The organism is Azospirillum sp. 11R-A, assembly GCF_049472615.1.
Classification (GTDB): Bacteria; Pseudomonadota; Alphaproteobacteria; order Azospirillales; family Azospirillaceae; genus Azospirillum; species Azospirillum palustre.
Genome location: NZ_JBCEBL010000007.1, coordinates 158,761 through 176,837, shown reverse-complemented (window position 1 = coordinate 176,837; position 18,077 = coordinate 158,761). Strand labels below are relative to the sequence as shown.

General features: G+C 68.0%; 7 protein-coding genes, 1 tRNA gene and 1 pseudogene. 6 read left to right on the top strand and 3 right to left on the bottom strand.

Annotated features, from left to right (window positions below):
- Nucleotides 1–6 precede the first annotated feature (6 nt).
- From treS to VH569_RS12920, 6 genes are all read left to right on the top strand, one after another.
- Nucleotides 7–3,357: a maltose alpha-D-glucosyltransferase gene (gene treS / locus VH569_RS12945; protein WP_423315695.1), complete on the top strand. Its 3,351-nt coding sequence runs from the start codon at nucleotides 7–9 to the stop codon at nucleotides 3,355–3,357.
- Nucleotides 3,358–3,539: 182 nt separating this feature from the next.
- Nucleotides 3,540–5,828: a 1,4-alpha-glucan branching protein GlgB gene (gene glgB / locus VH569_RS12940; protein WP_423315694.1), complete on the top strand. Its 2,289-nt coding sequence runs from the start codon at nucleotides 3,540–3,542 to the stop codon at nucleotides 5,826–5,828.
- A 496-nt stretch (nucleotides 5,829–6,324) separates the two neighbouring features.
- Complete coding sequence (gene glgX / locus VH569_RS12935) at nucleotides 6,325–8,463, top strand: glycogen debranching protein GlgX (protein ID WP_423315693.1); 2,139 nt, start codon at nucleotides 6,325–6,327, stop codon at nucleotides 8,461–8,463.
- A 181-nt stretch (nucleotides 8,464–8,644) separates the two neighbouring features.
- A complete protein-coding gene (locus VH569_RS12930; RefSeq protein WP_423315692.1) occupies nucleotides 8,645–9,730 on the top strand; it encodes a response regulator in 1,086 nt (361 codons plus the stop codon).
- A 121-nt stretch (nucleotides 9,731–9,851) separates the two neighbouring features.
- Entirely contained in the window at nucleotides 9,852–12,041 is a 2,190-nt protein-coding gene (gene malQ / locus VH569_RS12925; protein ID WP_423315691.1) for a 4-alpha-glucanotransferase, read from the top strand.
- Between the two features lie 156 nt (nucleotides 12,042–12,197).
- Nucleotides 12,198–12,271, top strand: a tRNA-Gln gene (locus VH569_RS12920).
- A 371-nt stretch (nucleotides 12,272–12,642) separates the two neighbouring features.
- Here the strand turns inward: VH569_RS12920 and VH569_RS12915 are convergent.
- The 3 genes and pseudogenes from VH569_RS12915 to VH569_RS12905 all read right to left on the bottom strand — a co-directional run bounded on the left by VH569_RS12915 (nucleotide 12,643) and on the right by VH569_RS12905 (nucleotide 17,987).
- Nucleotides 12,643–13,615 (bottom strand): annotated as a pseudogene (locus VH569_RS12915) (IS5 family transposase).
- A 158-nt stretch (nucleotides 13,616–13,773) separates the two neighbouring features.
- Nucleotides 13,774–16,866 (bottom strand): efflux RND transporter permease subunit, encoded by a 3,093-nt coding sequence (locus VH569_RS12910; protein WP_423315690.1) that lies wholly within the window; start codon nucleotides 16,864–16,866, stop codon nucleotides 13,774–13,776.
- The gene (locus tag VH569_RS12905) at nucleotides 16,866–17,987 is read right to left on the bottom strand and encodes an efflux RND transporter periplasmic adaptor subunit (RefSeq protein ID WP_423315689.1); all 1,122 of its coding nucleotides are present in this window, start codon (nucleotides 17,985–17,987) and stop codon (nucleotides 16,866–16,868) included. The genes VH569_RS12910 and VH569_RS12905 overlap by 1 nt, the downstream gene beginning before the upstream one ends.
- Nucleotides 17,988–18,077 lie beyond the last annotated feature (90 nt).

The following is an 18,077-nucleotide window of genomic DNA, read 5'->3' as shown; positions in this document are numbered from 1 at the left end:
GGACTCATGATCGATCGGCAGGACCGGCTCTGGTACAAGGACGCCGTCATTTATCAACTGCACATCAAGGCGTTCTTCGACGCCGACAATGATGGCATCGGCGATTTCGCCGGCTTGACCCAGAAGCTGGACTACATCCAGGAATTGGGTGTGACGGCCGTGTGGCTTCTGCCCTTCTATCCATCGCCGCTGCGCGACGACGGCTATGACATCGCCGACTACACCTCGGTCAACCCGACCTACGGGAACCTGGATGATTTCCGGCGCTTCATGGAGGAGTGCCGCAAGCGCGGTCTGCGGGTGATCACCGAGCTGGTCATCAACCACACGTCCGACCAGCATCCCTGGTTCCAGCGCGCGCGGGAGGCGCCTCCGGGCTCCAACCACCGCGACTATTATGTCTGGTCCGACAGCGACCAGAAGTACCAGGGCACGCGGATCATCTTCTGCGACACGGAGAAGTCCAACTGGACCTGGGATCCGGTCGCCAACGCCTATTACTGGCACCGCTTCTATTCGCACCAGCCCGACCTGAACTTCGACAATCCCGAAGTTCTGGAGGAGGTGCTGAAGGTGATGCGCTTCTGGCTGGACATGGGGGTGGACGGGCTGCGGCTCGACGCCATCCCCTACCTGAAGGAGCGCGAGGGCACCAACAACGAGAACCTGCCGGAGACGCACGACGTCCTGAAGGCGATCCGCGCCGCGCTCGACGCCGAATATCCCGACCGCATGCTGCTGGCCGAGGCCAACCAGTGGCCGGAGGATGTGCTGCCCTATTTCGGCGATCCGGAAAAGGGCGGCGACGAATGCCACATGTCCTTCCACTTCCCGCTGATGCCGCGCATCTACATGGCGGTGGCGATGGAGGACCGGCATCCCATCGCCGACATCATGCGCCAGACGCCCGACATCCCGGCCGACTGCCAATGGGCCATCTTCCTGCGCAACCATGACGAGTTGACGCTGGAGATGGTCACCGACACCGAGCGCGACTATCTCTGGAACTTCTACGCCGCCGACCGGCGCATGCGGATCAACCTGGGCATCCGCCGCCGCCTCGCCCCGCTGCTGGAGAACGACCGCCGCAAGATCGAGTTGCTGAACAGCCTGCTGATGTCGATGCCGGGCACGCCGGTGCTCTATTACGGCGACGAGATCGGCATGGGCGACAACATCTATCTCGGCGACCGCGACGGCGTGCGCACGCCGATGCAATGGTCCATCGACCGCAACGGCGGCTTCTCGCGCGCCGATCCGGCGCGGCTCTATCTGCCGGCGGTGCTCGACCCGATCTACGGCTTCATGGCAGTCAATGTCGAGGCGCAGTCCCGCAACCCCTCCTCGCTGCTGAACTGGATGAAGCGGCTGGTGGCGGTGCGCAAGCAGCGCCAGAGCTTCGGTCGCGGCAGCTTCTCGCTGCTCTATCCCGGCAACCGCAAGGTCCTGGCCTATATCCGCTCGCTTGAGACCGAGAACGGGTCGGAGATCGCGCTGTGCGTCGCCAACCTGTCGCGCTCGGCCCAGGCGGTGGAACTCGACCTGAAGACCTGGAAGGGCCGCATCCCGGTCGAACTGCTGGGCCGTACCGTCTTCCCGCCCATCGGCGACCTTCCCTATCTGCTGACCCTGCCGGCCTACGGCTTCTACTGGTTCGCCCTGACCGCCGAGGCGGAACTGCCGACCTGGCACGAGACGCCGCCGGAGCCGGTGCCCGACCTGCTGACGGTCGTCGTCCGCGACGGCTGGCACAGCCTGACCACCGGCAAGGCGGCAGACGAGCTGGGCCGCGATGTCCTCCAGGGCTTCCTGCCGCAGCAGCGCTGGTTCTCGGCCAAGGACCGCCGCATCACCCGCTCGCACGTCACGCTCGCCGCCCAGCTTCCGGGACCGGGCGAGGGCTTCATGCTGGTCCGGACCCAAGTTGGCCTGAGTGGGGTGGGGCTGGACGGCGATGCCGCCGACCAGAGTTATTTCCTGCCGATGGCGATGAGCTGGGAGGACGGGGCCGGCGGCACCGGCTGGCCGCTGCTGCCCTACACGCTGGCCAAGGTGCGGCGCGGACCGCGGACCGGCGCCATCTACGATGCCGTGCAGGCCGACGGTTTCGCCCTGGCGCTGATCGAGGCGCTGCGGCGCGGCGACACGCTGAAGGCCACCGGCGGGGAGGACACCATCCGCTTCACCGCGACCGAGGCGCTGACCGCCATCGAGCTGTCGCCGGAGCCCGAGGTGCGGCGCCTGGGCGTCGAGCAGAGCAACACCTCCGTCCTGGTCGACAGCCAGATCGTGCTGAAGGTGCTGCGCCGTCTGGTGGAAGGCGAGCATCCCGAGGTCGAGATGGGCCGCTTCCTGACCGAGGTCGGCTTCGCCAACACCCCGGCCCTGCTGGGCACGGTGGAGCAGGTCGCCGCCGACGGCACGCCGACCGCGCTGGCGGTGGCGCAGGCCTTCGTCCGCAACCAGGGCGACGGCTGGGCCAGCACGGTGGAGGAGCTGGAGCGCCAGCTGGAGGACATCCGCCTGGGCGTCGCCGGCACCACCGAGGATGCCGCCGAATCGGGCGAGCCCTTCGGCATGCATCTGGTGATGATGACCACGCTGGGGCAGCGCACCGCCGAACTGCACCGGGCGCTGGCGCAGAGCACCGGCAAGCCGGCCTTCGAGCCGGAGCCGATCACCACCGGCGATCTTTCGCTTTGGGCCGATGCCGTCCGTACCCAGGCCGAGGCTGCCTTCGCTGCCCTGCCGGGGACGCTGGACCGCCTGTCGGCCGAGGTGCGGACCGACGCCGAACAGCTGCTGGCCCGCCGGGGCGAGGCGATGGAGCGCATTTCGGCGCTGGCGTCGATGCCGGTGGGCGGCGTCAAGACCCGCATCCACGGCGACTACCACCTGGGGCAGGTGGTGCGGGCGCAGAACGACTGGTACATCCTCGACTTCGAAGGGGAGCCGGCCAAGACGCTGGAGGAACGCCGCGCCAAATCCAGCCCGCTGCGCGACGTGGCAGGCATGCTGCGCTCCTTCAACTATGCGGCCTGGGCGGCGCTGTTCCGGCTGGACAGCGCTGGCGAAGGCGCCAACAGCGGCGACAGCCCGGCGCTGGCCGCCGCCCACGACTGGGAACGCCGCAGCACCCGGTCCTTCCTCGACGGCTACCGCACGGCCATCGAGGGCTGCCCGGCCTGGCCGGAGGCGGAAGAGACCGCGCGCGGCCTGCTGACCCTGTTCCTGCTGGAGAAGGCCTTCTACGAGATCGGCTACGAGGCGGCGAACCGGCCGGGCTGGATCGGCATCCCGGTGAAGGGCGTGCTGGGCCTTCTCGACGATGCCAAGGAGGCGGGCGCGAAGGAATAACCGGACAAATCCGCGGCGGGCATGGTGTGACGAAACCGCCGCGGGTATGTTCACGTCCGGAGACGGCGTTCCGGCGTCGGCCGTCATTCCTGCCTTTGCGGGGATGACGGCGTTGGGACAGGTATGGTCCACGAGACGACAGAGCCTCCACGAAGAAGGGCACTTGGCCAATGGCGAGCGACATGACGACGGACACCCGCAAGGACCAGGCGCAAACCGGCGTCTCCGAAAGCCGCACCCCTGAACAGCGCGCTGCCGACCATCGGGCCGAGGCTCTGCGCGCGGCGGCGGACGCCATTGTCCGGGCCGACCATGGCGATCCCTTCGCCGTTCTGGGCATGCAGCAGGAAGCCCCCGGCCGTCCGGTGGAGGTCCGCGCCTTCGTGCCCGGCGCGGAAAAGCTGTGGGTGATCGACAGCGCCACCGGCGAACCGGCCGGCGAGGCCGAGCGCATCCACCAGGACGGCTTCTATCTCGCCGTGATGCCCGACCGGACGGAGCGTTTCCGCTACCGCCTGCGCGCCCAGTACCCGCTGGCGACCCAGGAGTTCGAGGATGTCTATCGCTTCGGCAACATGCTGGGCGAACTGGACGTCCATCTGCTGGCCGAAGGCACCCATCTGCGCAATTACGAGAAGCTGGGCGCCCACCCGCGCGAGGTCGACGGCGTCGCCGGCGTGGCCTTCGCCGTCTGGGCGCCGAGCGCCCGCAGCGTCAGCGTCGTCGGCGATTTCAACAACTGGGACGGCCGCCGGATGCCGATGCGCCGGCGCGTCGAGGTCGGCGTCTGGGAGATCTTCGTGCCCGGTGCCCATGCCGGCCAGCGCTACAAGTTCGAGATCCGGGGCGCAGGCGGCAACCTGATGCCGGCCAAGGCCGATCCCTACGCCTTCCAGGCGGAGATGCGCCCGGCGACCGCCTCGGTCGTCCACGGCCTGTCGTCCTACGACTGGCGCGATCAGGACTGGCAGAGCCGCAAGCTGGCCGCCTCCGAGCGCACCGCGCCGATCTCGATCTACGAGGTCCATCTCGGATCCTGGGCGCGGGTGCCGGAGGAGGACAACCGCTTCCTGACCTATCAGGAGCTGGCGGAGCGGCTGATCCCCTACGCCAAGGACATGGGCTTCACCCACATCGAGCTTCTGCCGATCACCGAGCATCCGTTCGACGGTTCCTGGGGCTACCAGCCCATCGGCCTCTATGCGCCGACCGCCCGCCACGGCTCGCCGGAGGATTTCAAGGACTTCGTCAACGCCTGCCACCGCGCCGGCCTCGGCGTGCTGCTCGACTGGGTGCCCGGCCATTTCCCGACCGACCCGCACGGGCTGGGCGATTTCGACGGCACGCATCTCTACGAGCATGCCGACCCGCGCCAGGGCTTCCATCAGGACTGGAACACCCTGATCTACAATTTCGGCCGGACGGAGGTGCAGAACTTCCTGCTGGGCAACGCGCTGTTCTGGCTCGACCAGTACAAGCTGGACGGGCTGCGCGTCGATGCCGTCGCCTCCATGCTCTACCTCGACTACAGCCGCAAGGAAGGGGAGTGGGTCCCCAATAAGTTCGGCGGGCGCGAAAACCTCGAATCCATCGCCTTCCTGAAGCGGATGAACGAGCTGGTCTACGGCCAGCAGCCGGGCGCCATGACGGTGGCGGAGGAATCCACCTCCTGGCCGATGGTGTCGAAGCCCACATATCTCGGCGGTCTCGGCTTCGGCTACAAATGGAACATGGGGTGGATGCACGACACGCTGCACTACATGCAGAGCGACCCGATCCATCGCCGCTACCATCACCACGAGATGACCTTCGGGCTGATCTACCAGTTCTCCGAAAACTTCGTGCTGCCGCTCAGCCATGACGAGGTGGTCCATGGCAAGGGTTCGCTGATCAACAAGATGCCGGGCGACGACTGGCAGAAATTCGCCAATCTGCGCGCCTATTACGGTTTCATGTTCGCCCATCCTGGCAAGAAGCTGCTGTTCATGGGCGGCGAGTTCGCCCAGTGGCAGGAGTGGAGCGAGGCGCGCAGCCTGGACTGGCACCTGTTGGACCAGCCGATGCACCGCGGCATGCGCGACCTCGTGCGCGACCTGAACGGCCTCTACCGCGAGCTGGAGCCGCTGCACAAGACCGACTGCGACCCGTCCGGTTTCGAGTGGATCGAATCGAACGACAACGAGAACTCGGTCTTCACCTTCCTGCGCAAGGCCGACGAGTCCGGGCACATCGTCATTGCGGTGTGCAACTTCACGCCGGTGCCGCGCCAGGGCTACCGGGTCGGCGTGCCGCTTCCCGGCCGCTATGTCGAGCGGATGAACACGGACGCCGCGATATACGGCGGCAGCGGCGTCGGCAACCCCGGCGGCGGCGTCTATGCCGAGGAAATGCCCTGGCATGGCCGCACCCACTCGCTGGACCTGACCATCCCACCGCTGTCGACGCTGATCCTGGAGCGCAAGGCGGAGTAGCGCCGCCCACCCCAAGCCGCACCCGCCCAACCCAACCCCAATCCCAATCCCTTCTCCCCCCTGGGGAGAAGGTTAGGATGAGGGGGTGCCGAAGGCACGCCTGCGCCAGGGGATTGCCAAGGGGCAAGATGCCCCTTGGTGGCGCGCTTTGCGCCCCTGCCCGACCTCGTCGCCCGGTCCCTTTGCCAACCTCCCTTGACGCCGCCGGGGGGAGGCTTTCTTATTGGATCCCTTGTGTCTTTTCGGGGAACCGGTGAGGCGTGCGCTGGCTGATGGTCGACAGGAACCCCGTTCCCTCCCTTGATGACGCGATGCGGACCCGGCGGGAAAACCGCAAGGTGCGGTGCCGACGAGGGTGTGGAACACTGGAACAGGCCCCGAAAACCGTTTCATCCTGTTCCAAACGTTCCATCCGCCGGCCAGCCATCCGGCGCCCCGCCGCATCGCCGGCCATGCCGGTCACCTCTACGACCTCCACCACACAGGCCGACCGCTGATGCCCTCCACCCCCGCCCGCACCCCGGTCTGGCCCGGCAAGCCCACTCCGCTCGGCGCCACCTGGGACGGGTTCGGCGTCAATTTCGCGATCTTCTCCGCCCATGCCGAGCGGGTGGAGCTTTGCCTGTTCGACAAGACCGGCCAGCGCGAGGTGGAGCGGGTCACCCTGCCGGAGCACACCGACGAGGTCTGGCATGGCTACCTGCCCGACGCGCGGCCCGGCCTGCTCTACGGCTACCGCGTCCACGGGGCCTACGAGCCGGAGGAAGGACACCGCTTCAACCCGAACAAGCTGCTGATCGACCCCTATGCCCGGGCGCTGTTCGGCGGCTTCAAATGGTCGGACGCCCATTACGGCTACCGGGTCGGCTCGACCAAGGAGGACTTATCGTTCGACCGGCGCGACAACGCCCGCGGCATGCCGAAATGCCGGGTGGTGGACGGTGCCTTCACCTGGGGCCATGACCGCCACCGCCGGGTGCCCTGGACCGACACGGTGCTCTACGAGACCCATCTGCGCGGCTTCACCATGCGCCATCCGGATGTGCCCGCCCATCTGCGCGGCACCTTCGCCGGCATGTCGACCCAGAACGTCGTCGAGTATCTGCGGGCGCTCGGCATCACCTCGGTGGAGTTCCTGCCGGTCCAGGCCGTCGCCGACGAGCAGCATCTCGTCACCCGCGGCCTGACCAACTACTGGGGCTACAACACCATCGGCTTCTTCGCGCCGGAGCCACGCTACATGAACACCGGCGTCCTGTCGGAGTTCAAGACGATGGTCGCCCGCCTGCACGAGGCGGGGATCGAGGTCATCCTCGACGTCGTCTACAACCACACGGCGGAAGGCAACCATCTGGGGCCGACCCTGTCCTTCAAGGGCATCGACAACCTCAGCTATTACCGGTTGATGCCGGACAGCCCGCGCTACTACATCAACGACACCGGCACCGGCAACACGCTGGATTTCAGCCACCCGCGCGTGGTCCAGATGGTGATGGACAGCCTCCGCTACTGGGTGACGGAGATGCATGTCGACGGCTTCCGCTTCGACCTCGCCACCGTGCTGGCGCGCGAACCCTACGGCTACGATCCCGGTTCGGGATTCCTCGACGCCGTGCGCCAGGACCCGGTGCTGGCCGACGTCAAGCTGATCGCCGAGCCGTGGGACGTCGGTCCCGGCGGCTATCAGGTCGGCAATTTCCCGCCGGGCTGGGCCGAATGGAACGACCGCTACCGCGACACCGTGCGGCGCTACTGGCGCGGCGACGACGGCATGCTGCCGGAACTGGCCGGGCGCATCGCCGGCTCCTCCGACCTGTTCGAGAAGCGCGGGCGCCGCCCCTGGGCCAGCGTGAACTTCATCACCGCCCATGACGGCTTCACCCTGCACGACCTCGTTTCCTACAACGACAAGCACAACTGGGCGAACGGCGAGGAGAACCGCGACGGCCATTCCTCCAACTGCTCCTGGAACCATGGGGTGGAGGGACCGACCGACGACCCCGCGGTGACCGGACTGCGGGCCCGGCAGAAGCGCAACATGCTGGCGACGCTGATGCTGTCGCAGGGCACGCCGATGATGCTGGCCGGCGACGAGCTGGACCACAGCCAGGACGGCAACAACAACGCCTATTGCCAGGACAACGACATCACCTGGCTGGACTGGAGCAAGCGCGACGGGGCGCTGGTGTCCTTCGTCCGCCGGCTGATCGCGCTCCGGCGCGCCCATCCGGTGCTGCGCCGGCCGCTCTTCCTGCATGGGCGGGAGGTGGCGGAGAACGGGCTGAAGGACATCGTCTGGTACAACGCGCAAGGGGTCGAGAAGACCGCCGAGCATTGGCGCAACACCCAGGCGCGCTGCATCGTCCTGCTGCTGAACGGCCGCGCCGGCACCCATGTCGGTCCGGACGGGCAATCGCTGTCCGACGGTGTCCTGCTGATCGTGCTGAACGCCCATGCCGACACCCTGACCGTGACCCTGCCCGACGTGCCGGGCGGCCGGGGCTGGCGCTGCGTGTTGGACACCCGCATCGACGACGGGGCGGGGGACGAGCGCATCCATCTGGCCGGTCGGTCGGCGCTGGTCGACGGGCGCACGGTCCTTGTCTTCACCCTGGTGGAGCAGGCGGGGATGTGACGGGGCGGGCAGGAGAGATGGGCGGAAGACATGGGCAGGAGACAGGCCATGCGGTGCCCTGCGATCCTTTGCCCACTGTCCCTCTTCCGGGCGGAGATGCTACCGCGACGGGCGGAGACAACGTGTGTTACGCTGTGCGGCGCGTTTCCGTCACAGCCGCAGCGGAGCTTCGGGTAGGACGATGCCGGATTACGATTTCTCGCAGGTCGACGCCGCGATCATCGACAGCCAGCTCAACACCGCGCGCGTGTTCCGCGACGTGCTGATCCGGCTGGGCTTCCGGCGGGTGGAGCTGTTCGATTCGGTGAAGGCCGCCGCCGGCCTGCTGGGGTCGGTCATGCCCGATCTGGTGCTGGTCGATGCCGACGGCGAGGATTCCGAGGCCTTCCATTTCATCCGGGCCCTGCGCAACGAACCGACGGTGCCCAACCCGTTCGCCTGCGTCATCGTCACCACCTGGGCGCCGACCCCGGCGCTGCTGACCCGCGTCACCAACGTCGGTGGCGACGATCTGCTGATGAAACCGGTGTCGCCCAAGCAGGTGCGCGACCGCATCGTCAGCCTGATCGAGTCGCGTAAGGGCTTCGTCGTCACCGCCGACTACATCGGGCCCGACCGCCGCAAATCGCCGCGCGAAGGGGCGCAGGTTCCGGTTCTGGACGCTCCCAACACTTTGAGGCTGAAGGCGACCGGCCAATGGACCCAGTCCGGCGCCCGCATGCTGCTGAACGAGGCGGTCGCCACCGTCACCACGCAGAAGCGGCTGCGTGCCAGCATCCAGGTCGCCTTCCTGGTGGAGTTCGCCCTGGTCGGCCTGGCGCGGCAGGCTCCGGACCGCATGTCCATCGACCATGTCGGCCGCATCGGCGGTTTTCTGGACGATCTGCTGCGCCGGCTGGGCGACGATGGCGACCATGCCCCCGTCGAGGCGGTCGCCCGTGCGATCAAGACGCTGGCCGACAAGGTGCGCGCCGCCGCCGAAACCGGTCCGGTTGCCGCCGACGACCGCGCCCAGTTGCAGGCGCTGTCCCGCGCCCTGATGCAGGCCGTCGATCCCGACCGCGCGCTTGAGGCGATGACGCACGAAGTGTCGTCGGCCGTTGCCGGCTACCGCAGCCGGCTGGAGCAGATCGCCCAGGCCAAGGCCGCCGCTGCTGCGGCGCTGACGGCCTCCACCGCCGCCGCGGCCGAAGAGGGCGCGAACGAGCCCATTGCACTGTCCGCCCCGTTGCCGGCTGCCGCCGGCACGGCCCTGTCCGCCGGCTGATGGGAGCCGGCTGATTGGGGAGCGCCGATGGCATAGGCCGCCGTGCGGCATTGACGCCGGCCGTTGCCGCCCCAATCCCTAAGCCCCACCCTTCCTTCCGTACAACCCGCGGGGACCCTGCATGAGTGATCTCGACCGGCTGGCCGATCTGCTTGGACTTGAACCCCACTATCACGACATCTGGGGCAACCGGCGGGAGACGTCCGCCGCCACCAAGCGGGCGCTGATCGCCGCCATGGGGTTGCAGGCCACCACGGACGAGGAGGTCGCCGACAGCCTGCGTACGGTCGAACGCCGGTCCTGGAGCCGTCCGCTGCCGCCGGTCCTGATCGGCGGGGAAGGGCAGGGGATCGGTCTGGAGGTCGCCCTGCCGGCCGGCCTGGACGAGGCCGCGCTGGTGTGGGAGCTGACGCCGGAGGGGGGAAGCGCGCAGGGCGGCCGTGTCGCGGTCCGCGACCTGCCCGTCACCGACCGCACCGCCCTGGACGGCACGGCCTACGAGCGCCGTGCGCTGGGCGCCCTGCTGCCGGTGTCCCTGCCCATCGGCTATCACCGGCTGGACCTGCATGTCGAGGCTGCCGGCGGGGCGGGGCCGTCGGGCTCCACCACCCTGATCGTGGCGCCCGAGCGCTGCGTGACGGTGGAGGAGATGGTGCCGGCCGGCCGCAGCTGGGGCATCGGCTTGCAGGTCTATTCGCTGCGGTCGGAGCATGACTGGGGCATGGGCGATTTCGCCGGCCTCGCCGGCTTCGCCGAAGTCGCCGGGCGGCTGGGCGCCGGGCTGGTCGGGCTGAGCCCGCTGCACGCCCTGTTCCCGGCGGACCCCAACCACATCGGCCCCTATTCGCCGTCCAGCCGCCAGTTCCTCAACATCCTTTACATCGACCCGGCCGCCGTTCCCGAATTCGCCGGTGCCGACGACTTGCAGGCCCGGATCGCGGATCCCGCCTTCCAGGCGGCGCTGGCGTCGGCCCGGCAGGCGGAGCTGGTCGACTACCCCGCCGTCGCCGCGCTGAAGCTGCCGCTGCTGGAGGCCTTGCACGCCCGCTTCCGCAGCCTCCCCGACGACCACCCGCGCAAGGTCGCCTATGCCGCCTTCCGGCAGGACATGGGGGCGGCGCTCGACCGCCATGCCCTGTTCGATGCCCTGCATGAGCATTTCTTCCGCCAGGATTCCGCACAGTGGATGTGGCGGAGCTGGCCGGCCGCCTTCCAGGACCCGCAGAGCGCCGAGGTGGCGGATTTCGCCGCAACGCACGCCGACCGTGTCGATTTCTTCGCCTGGGCGCAGTTCGAAGCCGACCGCCAGCTGGGCGAGGCTGCGGCGCGCGGGCGGTCCGCCGGCCTCGCCATGGGCTTCTACCGCGACCTTGCCGTTGCCGCCCACCCCGGCGGCGGCTCCGCCTGGGCCGATCCGGCGATGCTGGTGCAGGGCGCCAATGTCGGAGCCCCGCCCGACCAGTTCAACATGAACGGCCAGAACTGGGGCTTGGCGCCCTTGTCGCCGCTGGGCCTGCGCGAGTCCGCCTATCGCCCCTTCATCGAGCTTCTGCGCGCCAACATGCGCCATGCCGCCGCGCTGCGCATCGACCATGTGATGGCGTTGCAGCACCTGTTCTGGATTCCGGAGGACGGCAGCCCCGGCGCCTATGTGGCATATCCCTTCCACGACCTGCTGCGCATCGTGGCGCTGGAGAGCCGGCGCAACCGGTGCGTCGTGATCGGCGAGGATTTGGGCACCGTGCCGGACAGCTTCCGCCCGGCCCTGGAGCAGGCCGGCATCCTCAGCTACCGCGTGCTCTATTTCGAGCGCACCGCCGACGGCGGCTTCAAGTCCCCCGGTGAATATCCGGCCGGTTCGATGGCGACGGTCAGCACCCATGATCTGGCACCCTTCAAGGGCTTCTGGACCGGTCGCGACCTCGACTGGCGCAAACGGCTGGGCCTTTATCCCGACGACGCCAGTCGCGACAAGGACCGCTGGGACCGCGGCGTCGACCGCTGGCGCCTGTTGCAGGCCCTGTCGCGGGAGGGGCTGCGCCCGGACAGCTATCCCACGGAGGACGGCGACCAGCCTTTCCGCGTCGAGCTGTCCGCCGCCGTCCACGCCTATGTGTCGCGCACGCCATCCCGCATCGTGATGGTTCAGATCGAAGATGCGCTGGCCGACGACGAGCAGCCCAACCTTCCCGGCACGGTGGACCAGCACCCCAACTGGCGCCGCCGTCTTCCCCGCAGGCTGGAGGAGCTGGAGGCTGACGAAGACCTTCGCCACATCGTCGCTCCGATGACCGGCATCGCTCCGCGATGACGACAACCGCCGCCGGCCTGGGGAAAACCGGGCCGGCGGCGGCGATTGGAAAAAAATGCATCCGGAGCGAAAAAAGCTCTTCACAGCCCGGCACATGGTCGCTATAAACCCGCCCACACCACGGGGCACGGCGAACGAGCCGCCCCGGTGACGGTCTGGGGGATCGTCTAGCGGTAGGACAGCGGACTCTGACTCCGCCAGCCTAGGTTCGAATCCTAGTCCCCCAACCAACCTTTTCCGAGCAATATCAAGACGTTAGCCCGCCCCGCGGTGGGCCTTTTGCATTTGAGCGTATTGCAACGTCTCGCAACGCTATCCCGTTGATCCGCAACGATTTCCAAACGCTACGAGGCGTTTCGGCGCAACACGGATGCAACACGGTCGGGGTGGTTTCGTTCTCCGCCTGTTCTGGTCATTCCGCCCTTCATGACGGCCCGCCCAAGAGCCGAGCCTGAAGCTGTGCCATCGCCTCTCGGTCTTCGTCCGGGGAGGGGAACAGGTGGCCGTAGATGTCGTAGGTCACGGTGATGCTAGAGTGGCCCATCAAGACGTTGGTGCAGAACTGTGCGCGTTGACGGGCTCCGCCCTGGAAAGTTCTCGTTCAGGCGACCTTGCGGGAGGCCGGCATGCCGAGGGTGGTCATCCTGTTCATGACCTTGCAGCCGACCGCCGCCTCGACTTTCTGGGCAGGCAGAGTCCGGGCGCGGAGGCTGCGCCCGATCAAGGTCTTGTACCGCAACATTGCCACCCACCTCCCCGAGCGATCGGCGTCCGTAGCCGACCGCCCGCTGCCAGCCAAGCCGTCCGCGTTCTGCGATCATCTGGATGTGCTGGTCGCGCTGCGTGGGCGCGCTTGCAGCGGTATCGCCCGGCACCGCGGTGGAGCGCGGCGGGATGATCACCTCGGCGTCGGGTGTGTGGGCAGCGACAGCACGGTAGACCGGCTCGCCGTCATAGGCCCCGTCCGCCAGCACCGTGCCGATCGGGCGCTTGATCTGGTCGAGCAGCGGGCCGACCAGCGAGGCATCGCCGTCCTGCGTGGTCGTCAGCTCCGAGGCGAGGATCTTGCCGGTATCGGGATCGACCGCCAGGTGGAGCTTTCTCCAGCTCCGGCGCGCTTGGCCTCCATGCTTTTCCAGGTACCACTGGCCCGTGCCGAACACCTTCAGCCCTGTGGCGTCGATGACCACGCTGACCGGCCCGTCCGTCCTGGAAAGCGCTGACGCAACTTCCAGATTGGCGCTGCGCCTGGAGAAGGTCGTGTGATCCGGAACCGGCAGGTCCAGGCCGAGCAGGCGCATGAGCGAGCCCAGCAAACCCTCGGTCTGCCGCCATGGCCGGCCGAACGCCAGACGCAGCATCAGCCCGGCTTCGATCGCCACGTCCGAGTAGCGCGCTGGCCGGCCGCGTCGGCCCGAAGCCGGCGGCGTCCAGGCGGCGATCGCCTCCGGCGTCACCCAGATCGTCAGGTCACTGCGCCGGCGCAGCGCCGCATCGTAGGCCGACCAGTTCTCCACACGGTACCGGGCCGTCGGGATCTTGTGGCGGCGGGGCTCATTAGCCTTGTACGGCATCAGCGGCTCGACTTCAGCGGGCCGCCTCTATACCCGCTTGCCCTCCCGACCACTACCAGCCCAGGCTTTGTGCACCAACGTCCGTGAACCCGTGTCCACACAACCGGGGCAAGATCATGAGGTGGCCCCTCTTGTCGAGCGACCACCTCGAAAGCCCTTCAGATCACGCCGAGACGGGCATGGGGACCGGACGCCTCCTCGGCAGCCGCCGGCTTGATGCGGAACCATGCCGCATAGAGAGCGGGGAGGAAGAGCAGGATCAGCACCGTGCCGACCGCCGTGCCGCCGATCAGCGTGTAAGCCATCGATCCCCAGAAGACGGAGTGCGTGAGCGGGATGAAGGCCAGCACCGCGGCAAGGGCGGTCAGGATCACGGGCCGCGTCCGCTGCACCGTGGCTTCGATGACGGCGTGATAATCGTCGAGGCCGGCCGCCTGGTTCTCCTTGATCTGCTCGGTCAGGATCAGCGTGTTGCGCATCAGGATGCCGGCCAGACCGATCAGCCCGAGGATGGCATTGAAGCCGAAGGGCTGGTTGAAGGCGAGCAGCATGGGCACGACGCCGACGACGCCGAGCGGTGCCGTCAGCAGGACCATCGCCATCATCGAGAAGGACCGCACCTGAAGCATGATGAAGACCAGCATGGCGGCGATCATGACCGGGAAGACCTTGCCGAGTGCGGTGTTGGCCTTGACGGATTCTTCGATCGATCCGCCCATGTCGATGCGATAGCCGGCCGGAAGCGATGCGATCAGCGGCTGAAGGGCCGTCATGATCTGCTTGGAGACCTCCGGCGGCTGGGTCGCCTCGTTGTAGTCCGAGCGGATGGTGATGACGGAGGTCCGGTCCCGGCGCTTCATCATCGGCTCCTCCTGGCGGATATCGGCATGGCCGATCTGGTCGAGCGGGATTTGCTGGCCGGTCCGGCTCGTCAGCGAGAAGTCGGCCAGACGCGCCGGGTCCAGACGCTCGCCGCCGGCGCTGCGCGCCACGATGGGGACGTTGCGGATGTCCTCGCGCACCTGGGTGACGGCGATCCCGGTCAGAAGGAACTGGAGCTGCTGCCCGACTTCCGCCGGTGAGAGGCCGATGAGGTTCAGGCGGTCCTGGTCGGGCGTGAAGCGGAGCACCGGCGTGCGGTTGCCCCAATCGCGGTTGGCCTGCCGGACATCCGGCACGCTCCGCATGACGGCGAGGGCCTTTTCGGAAATGTCGTAGAGCTTTGCCGGATCGGGGCCCATCACCCGGAATTCGACCGGGAACGGCGTGTAGGGGCCGAACACGAGCTGGGTGACGCGGACATAGGCCTCGGGCACCAATCCCTGCGCCACACTCTGCCGCAGCCGGTGCTTCAGGGCCTCGCGCGCCTCGGCGTCCGGGGTGAGCACGACGATCTTGGCGAAGGCGGGATCGGGCAGTTCGGGCGACAGGGCGATGAAGAAGCGGGGAGCGCCCTGGCCGACATAGCTGGTGACGATCTTCGCCTCCGGCTGGTCGGCCAGCCAGCGTTCGATCTTCTCGACCGAGGCCGTCGTCATCTCGATGCTGGTGCCTTCCGGCAGGCGGACCTCCACCAGCACCTCGGGACGGTCGGAGGTCGGGAAGAACTGCTGCTTCACGCCGCCCATGCCGACGATGGCGGCGGCGAAGGCGAGGCCGACGACCCCGCAGGTCACGATTCTGTGGCGCACGGCGAAGCTGATGATCCCCCGCAGGCGCCGGTAGTTCGGGGTGCCGTAGATCGCCTCGTGACCGCCGGGGACCGGTTTGATCGCCGGCAGCATCTTGACGCCCAGATAGGGGGTGAAGATCACCGCCACGATCCAGGAGACGATGAGGGAGAACCCGACGACCCAGAAGATGTTGCCGGCATATTCGCCGGCGGTCGAGCGCGCGAACCCAACCGGCAGGAAGCCGGCGATGGTCACCAGCGTTCCCGACAGCATCGGCGCCGCGGTGTGGCTCCAGGCATAGGCCGCCGCCCTGATGCGGTCGACGCCCTCCTCCATCTTCACCACCATCACCTCGATGGCGATGATGGCGTCGTCCACCAGCAGGCCGAGCGACAGGATCAGCGCGCCGAGCGTGATGCGGTCGAAGAAGCGGCCGGTCTCCAGCATGATCAGGAAGACGACGGCGAGCGTCAGCGGCACGGCCGCCGCCACGACGATGCCGACGCGCCAGCCGAGGCTGAGCAGGCTGACCAGCAGCACCACGCCCAGCGCCATGGCGAATTTGATCATGAACTCGTCGACCGCCGCGGTGATGTTGACGGCCTGATCGGTCACCTTGTCGAGCGTCATCCCGAGCGGCAGCGACCGCGCGATGCCCGCCGCCCGGTCCTCCAGCGCCCTGCCGAGCGCGAGGCCGTCCCAGCCCTCCTGCATGACCGTCGCCAGCATGACGGTGGGTTCGCCCTGATGACGGATGATGTAGGTCGGCGGATCCTCGTAGCCGCGGCGGACCTCCGCGATGTCCGACAGCTTCAGCGTCCGCCCGGCGGCGGCGATCGGCGTGTCGGCAATCGCCTGCACCCCGTCATAGGCGCCGTCGATGCGGATGAAGACCTGCGGTCCCTGGGTGTCGATGGAACCCGACGGCGTGACGCTGTTCTGCCGTTGCAGGGCGGCGACGATGTCCTGGGCCGACACGCCGAGCGTCGCCAGCCTGGCATAGGAGAACTCGACGAAGATCCGTTCCGGACGCTCGCCCAGGATGTTGACCTTCTTGACGCCGGGCACATGCAGCAGGTCCTGGCGGATCGCCTCCGCCTGCCGGGCCAGTTCGCGCATCGGCAGCCCCTTGGCCTTCAGCGCATAGAGGGCGAAGCTGACGTCGGAATATTCGTCGTTGACGAAGGGGCCGAGCACGCCGGGCGGCAGGTTGCGCGTCTCGTCGCCCATCTTCTTGCGGGCCTGATAGAACTCCTCCTGCACCCTGGCCGGCGGCGTGCTGTCCTTCAGCGTGAGCGTCATATAGGCGTAGCCGGGCCGCGTGGTCGTCTCCACCCGGTCGTACCAGCTCAGCTCCTGAAGGCGCTTTTCCAACGGTTCGGCGACGAGATCCTGCATCTCGCGCGCGGTGGCGCCCGGCCAGACGCTGGTGACGGTCAGGGTCTTGATGGTGAAGGAGGGATCCTCCGCCCGTCCGAGCATGACGAAGGCGAAGGCGCCTGCCGCCGCCAGCAGAAGGATGAAGAACAGGGTGACCGCCCGTTCACGGACGGCGATGGCGGAAAGATTGAGGCTCATCACCGGACCCCGCTGTCGGCGGCGGTCCTGACGCGGACCCCCTCCTGGAGAAGATGGGCGCCGAGCGACACCACCGGATCGCCGAGGCCGAGCCCGGAGATCACAGCGGTGTCGCCGCTTACCCGGACCAGCCGGACCGTCTGGAAGCGCACCGTCGAGCTGGTGCGCTCCAGGGTCCAGACACCGGTCCTCCGGCCGTCGTCCAGCACGGCGCCCAGCGGCACCTGCATGTCCGCCCGATCGGTCTGCCCCCCCGGCCGGCCGGTCAGCCTGATGGTGACCGTCGCCCCGAGCGGTGCCGCCGCGGCGTCGCCGTCGAGCACGTAGCGCGCCTCGTAGGTGCGGGTCTGGGCATCGGCGGCGTCCGACAGCTGGCGCAGATGCGCGCCGTAACGCTGTCCGTCGGCGCCATAGAGGCTGGCCTCCGCCGGCGAGCCGATCTGCGGCCGGATGGTTTCAGGCAGCGCCACCACCGCCTCGCGCGGGCCGGCCTGGGCGAGGCGGACGACGGTCTGGCCGGCGGCGACGACCTGCCCCGGCTCGCCCAGCGTTTCGACCACCGTGCCGTCGCTGTCTGCCACCAGGACCGAATAGGTCGCCTCGTTCTCGGCGACCCGGGCGTCCGCCTCGGTGCTGGCGAACTGCGCCCTGGCGGTGTCCAGCGCGGCCTTCGCCTGTTCATGACGCTGGCGGGAGGCCCATCCGTCATTGAGCAGGCTGGCGTAGCGCCGCTCATCCGCCTGGGTCTGAACGACCACGGCACGCGCCGCGGCAGCGGCATTGCGCTTGGCCGTCAGCGCGAGGCGCAGATCGGTTTCGTCGATGCGCATCAGCGGCTGGCCGGCCTTGACCGGCTGCCCGACCGTCGCCAGCCGTTCGATGATCTTGCCGGGGACGCGGAAACCGAGATTGCTCTGCACCCTCGCCCCGACGACGCCGGTGAAACCGCGATCCGATCCGGCCACCGGAACCGCTGCGGCAAGCCGGACGATCGGTGCCTCCTGCCGGGGATCGCTCACCGCCGATGCCTCCTGCGTGTGCATGGACAGCGTCACGACCGCGGCGGCGCCCAGCACCACCGTCAGAACGCCACCCACCACGACCATGGGTCTCTTTTTCATGCCCGCCGCCTCAGTCAATTTAGATTGCGTATGACATCTATATCGATTATAGAGTTCGAACGCAATCTAAATGACGGGGCGTTCAAGCGC

What these genes read in the sequence shown, in the direction of transcription:
- VH569_RS12905 (WP_423315689.1), bottom strand. Translation starts at nt 17,987, where the DNA reads ATGAAAAAGAGACCCATGGTCGTGGTGGGTGGCGTTCTGACGGTGGTG.
- VH569_RS12930 (WP_423315692.1), top strand. Translation starts at nt 8,645, where the DNA reads ATGCCGGATTACGATTTCTCGCAGGTCGACGCCGCGATCATCGACAGC.
- VH569_RS12910 (WP_423315690.1), bottom strand. Translation starts at nt 16,866, where the DNA reads ATGAGCCTCAATCTTTCCGCCATCGCCGTCCGTGAACGGGCGGTCACC.
- malQ (WP_423315691.1), top strand. Translation starts at nt 9,852, where the DNA reads ATGAGTGATCTCGACCGGCTGGCCGATCTGCTTGGACTTGAACCCCAC.
- treS (WP_423315695.1), top strand. Translation starts at nt 7, where the DNA reads ATGATCGATCGGCAGGACCGGCTCTGGTACAAGGACGCCGTCATTTAT.
- glgB (WP_423315694.1), top strand. Translation starts at nt 3,540, where the DNA reads ATGACGACGGACACCCGCAAGGACCAGGCGCAAACCGGCGTCTCCGAA.
- glgX (WP_423315693.1), top strand. Translation starts at nt 6,325, where the DNA reads ATGCCCTCCACCCCCGCCCGCACCCCGGTCTGGCCCGGCAAGCCCACT.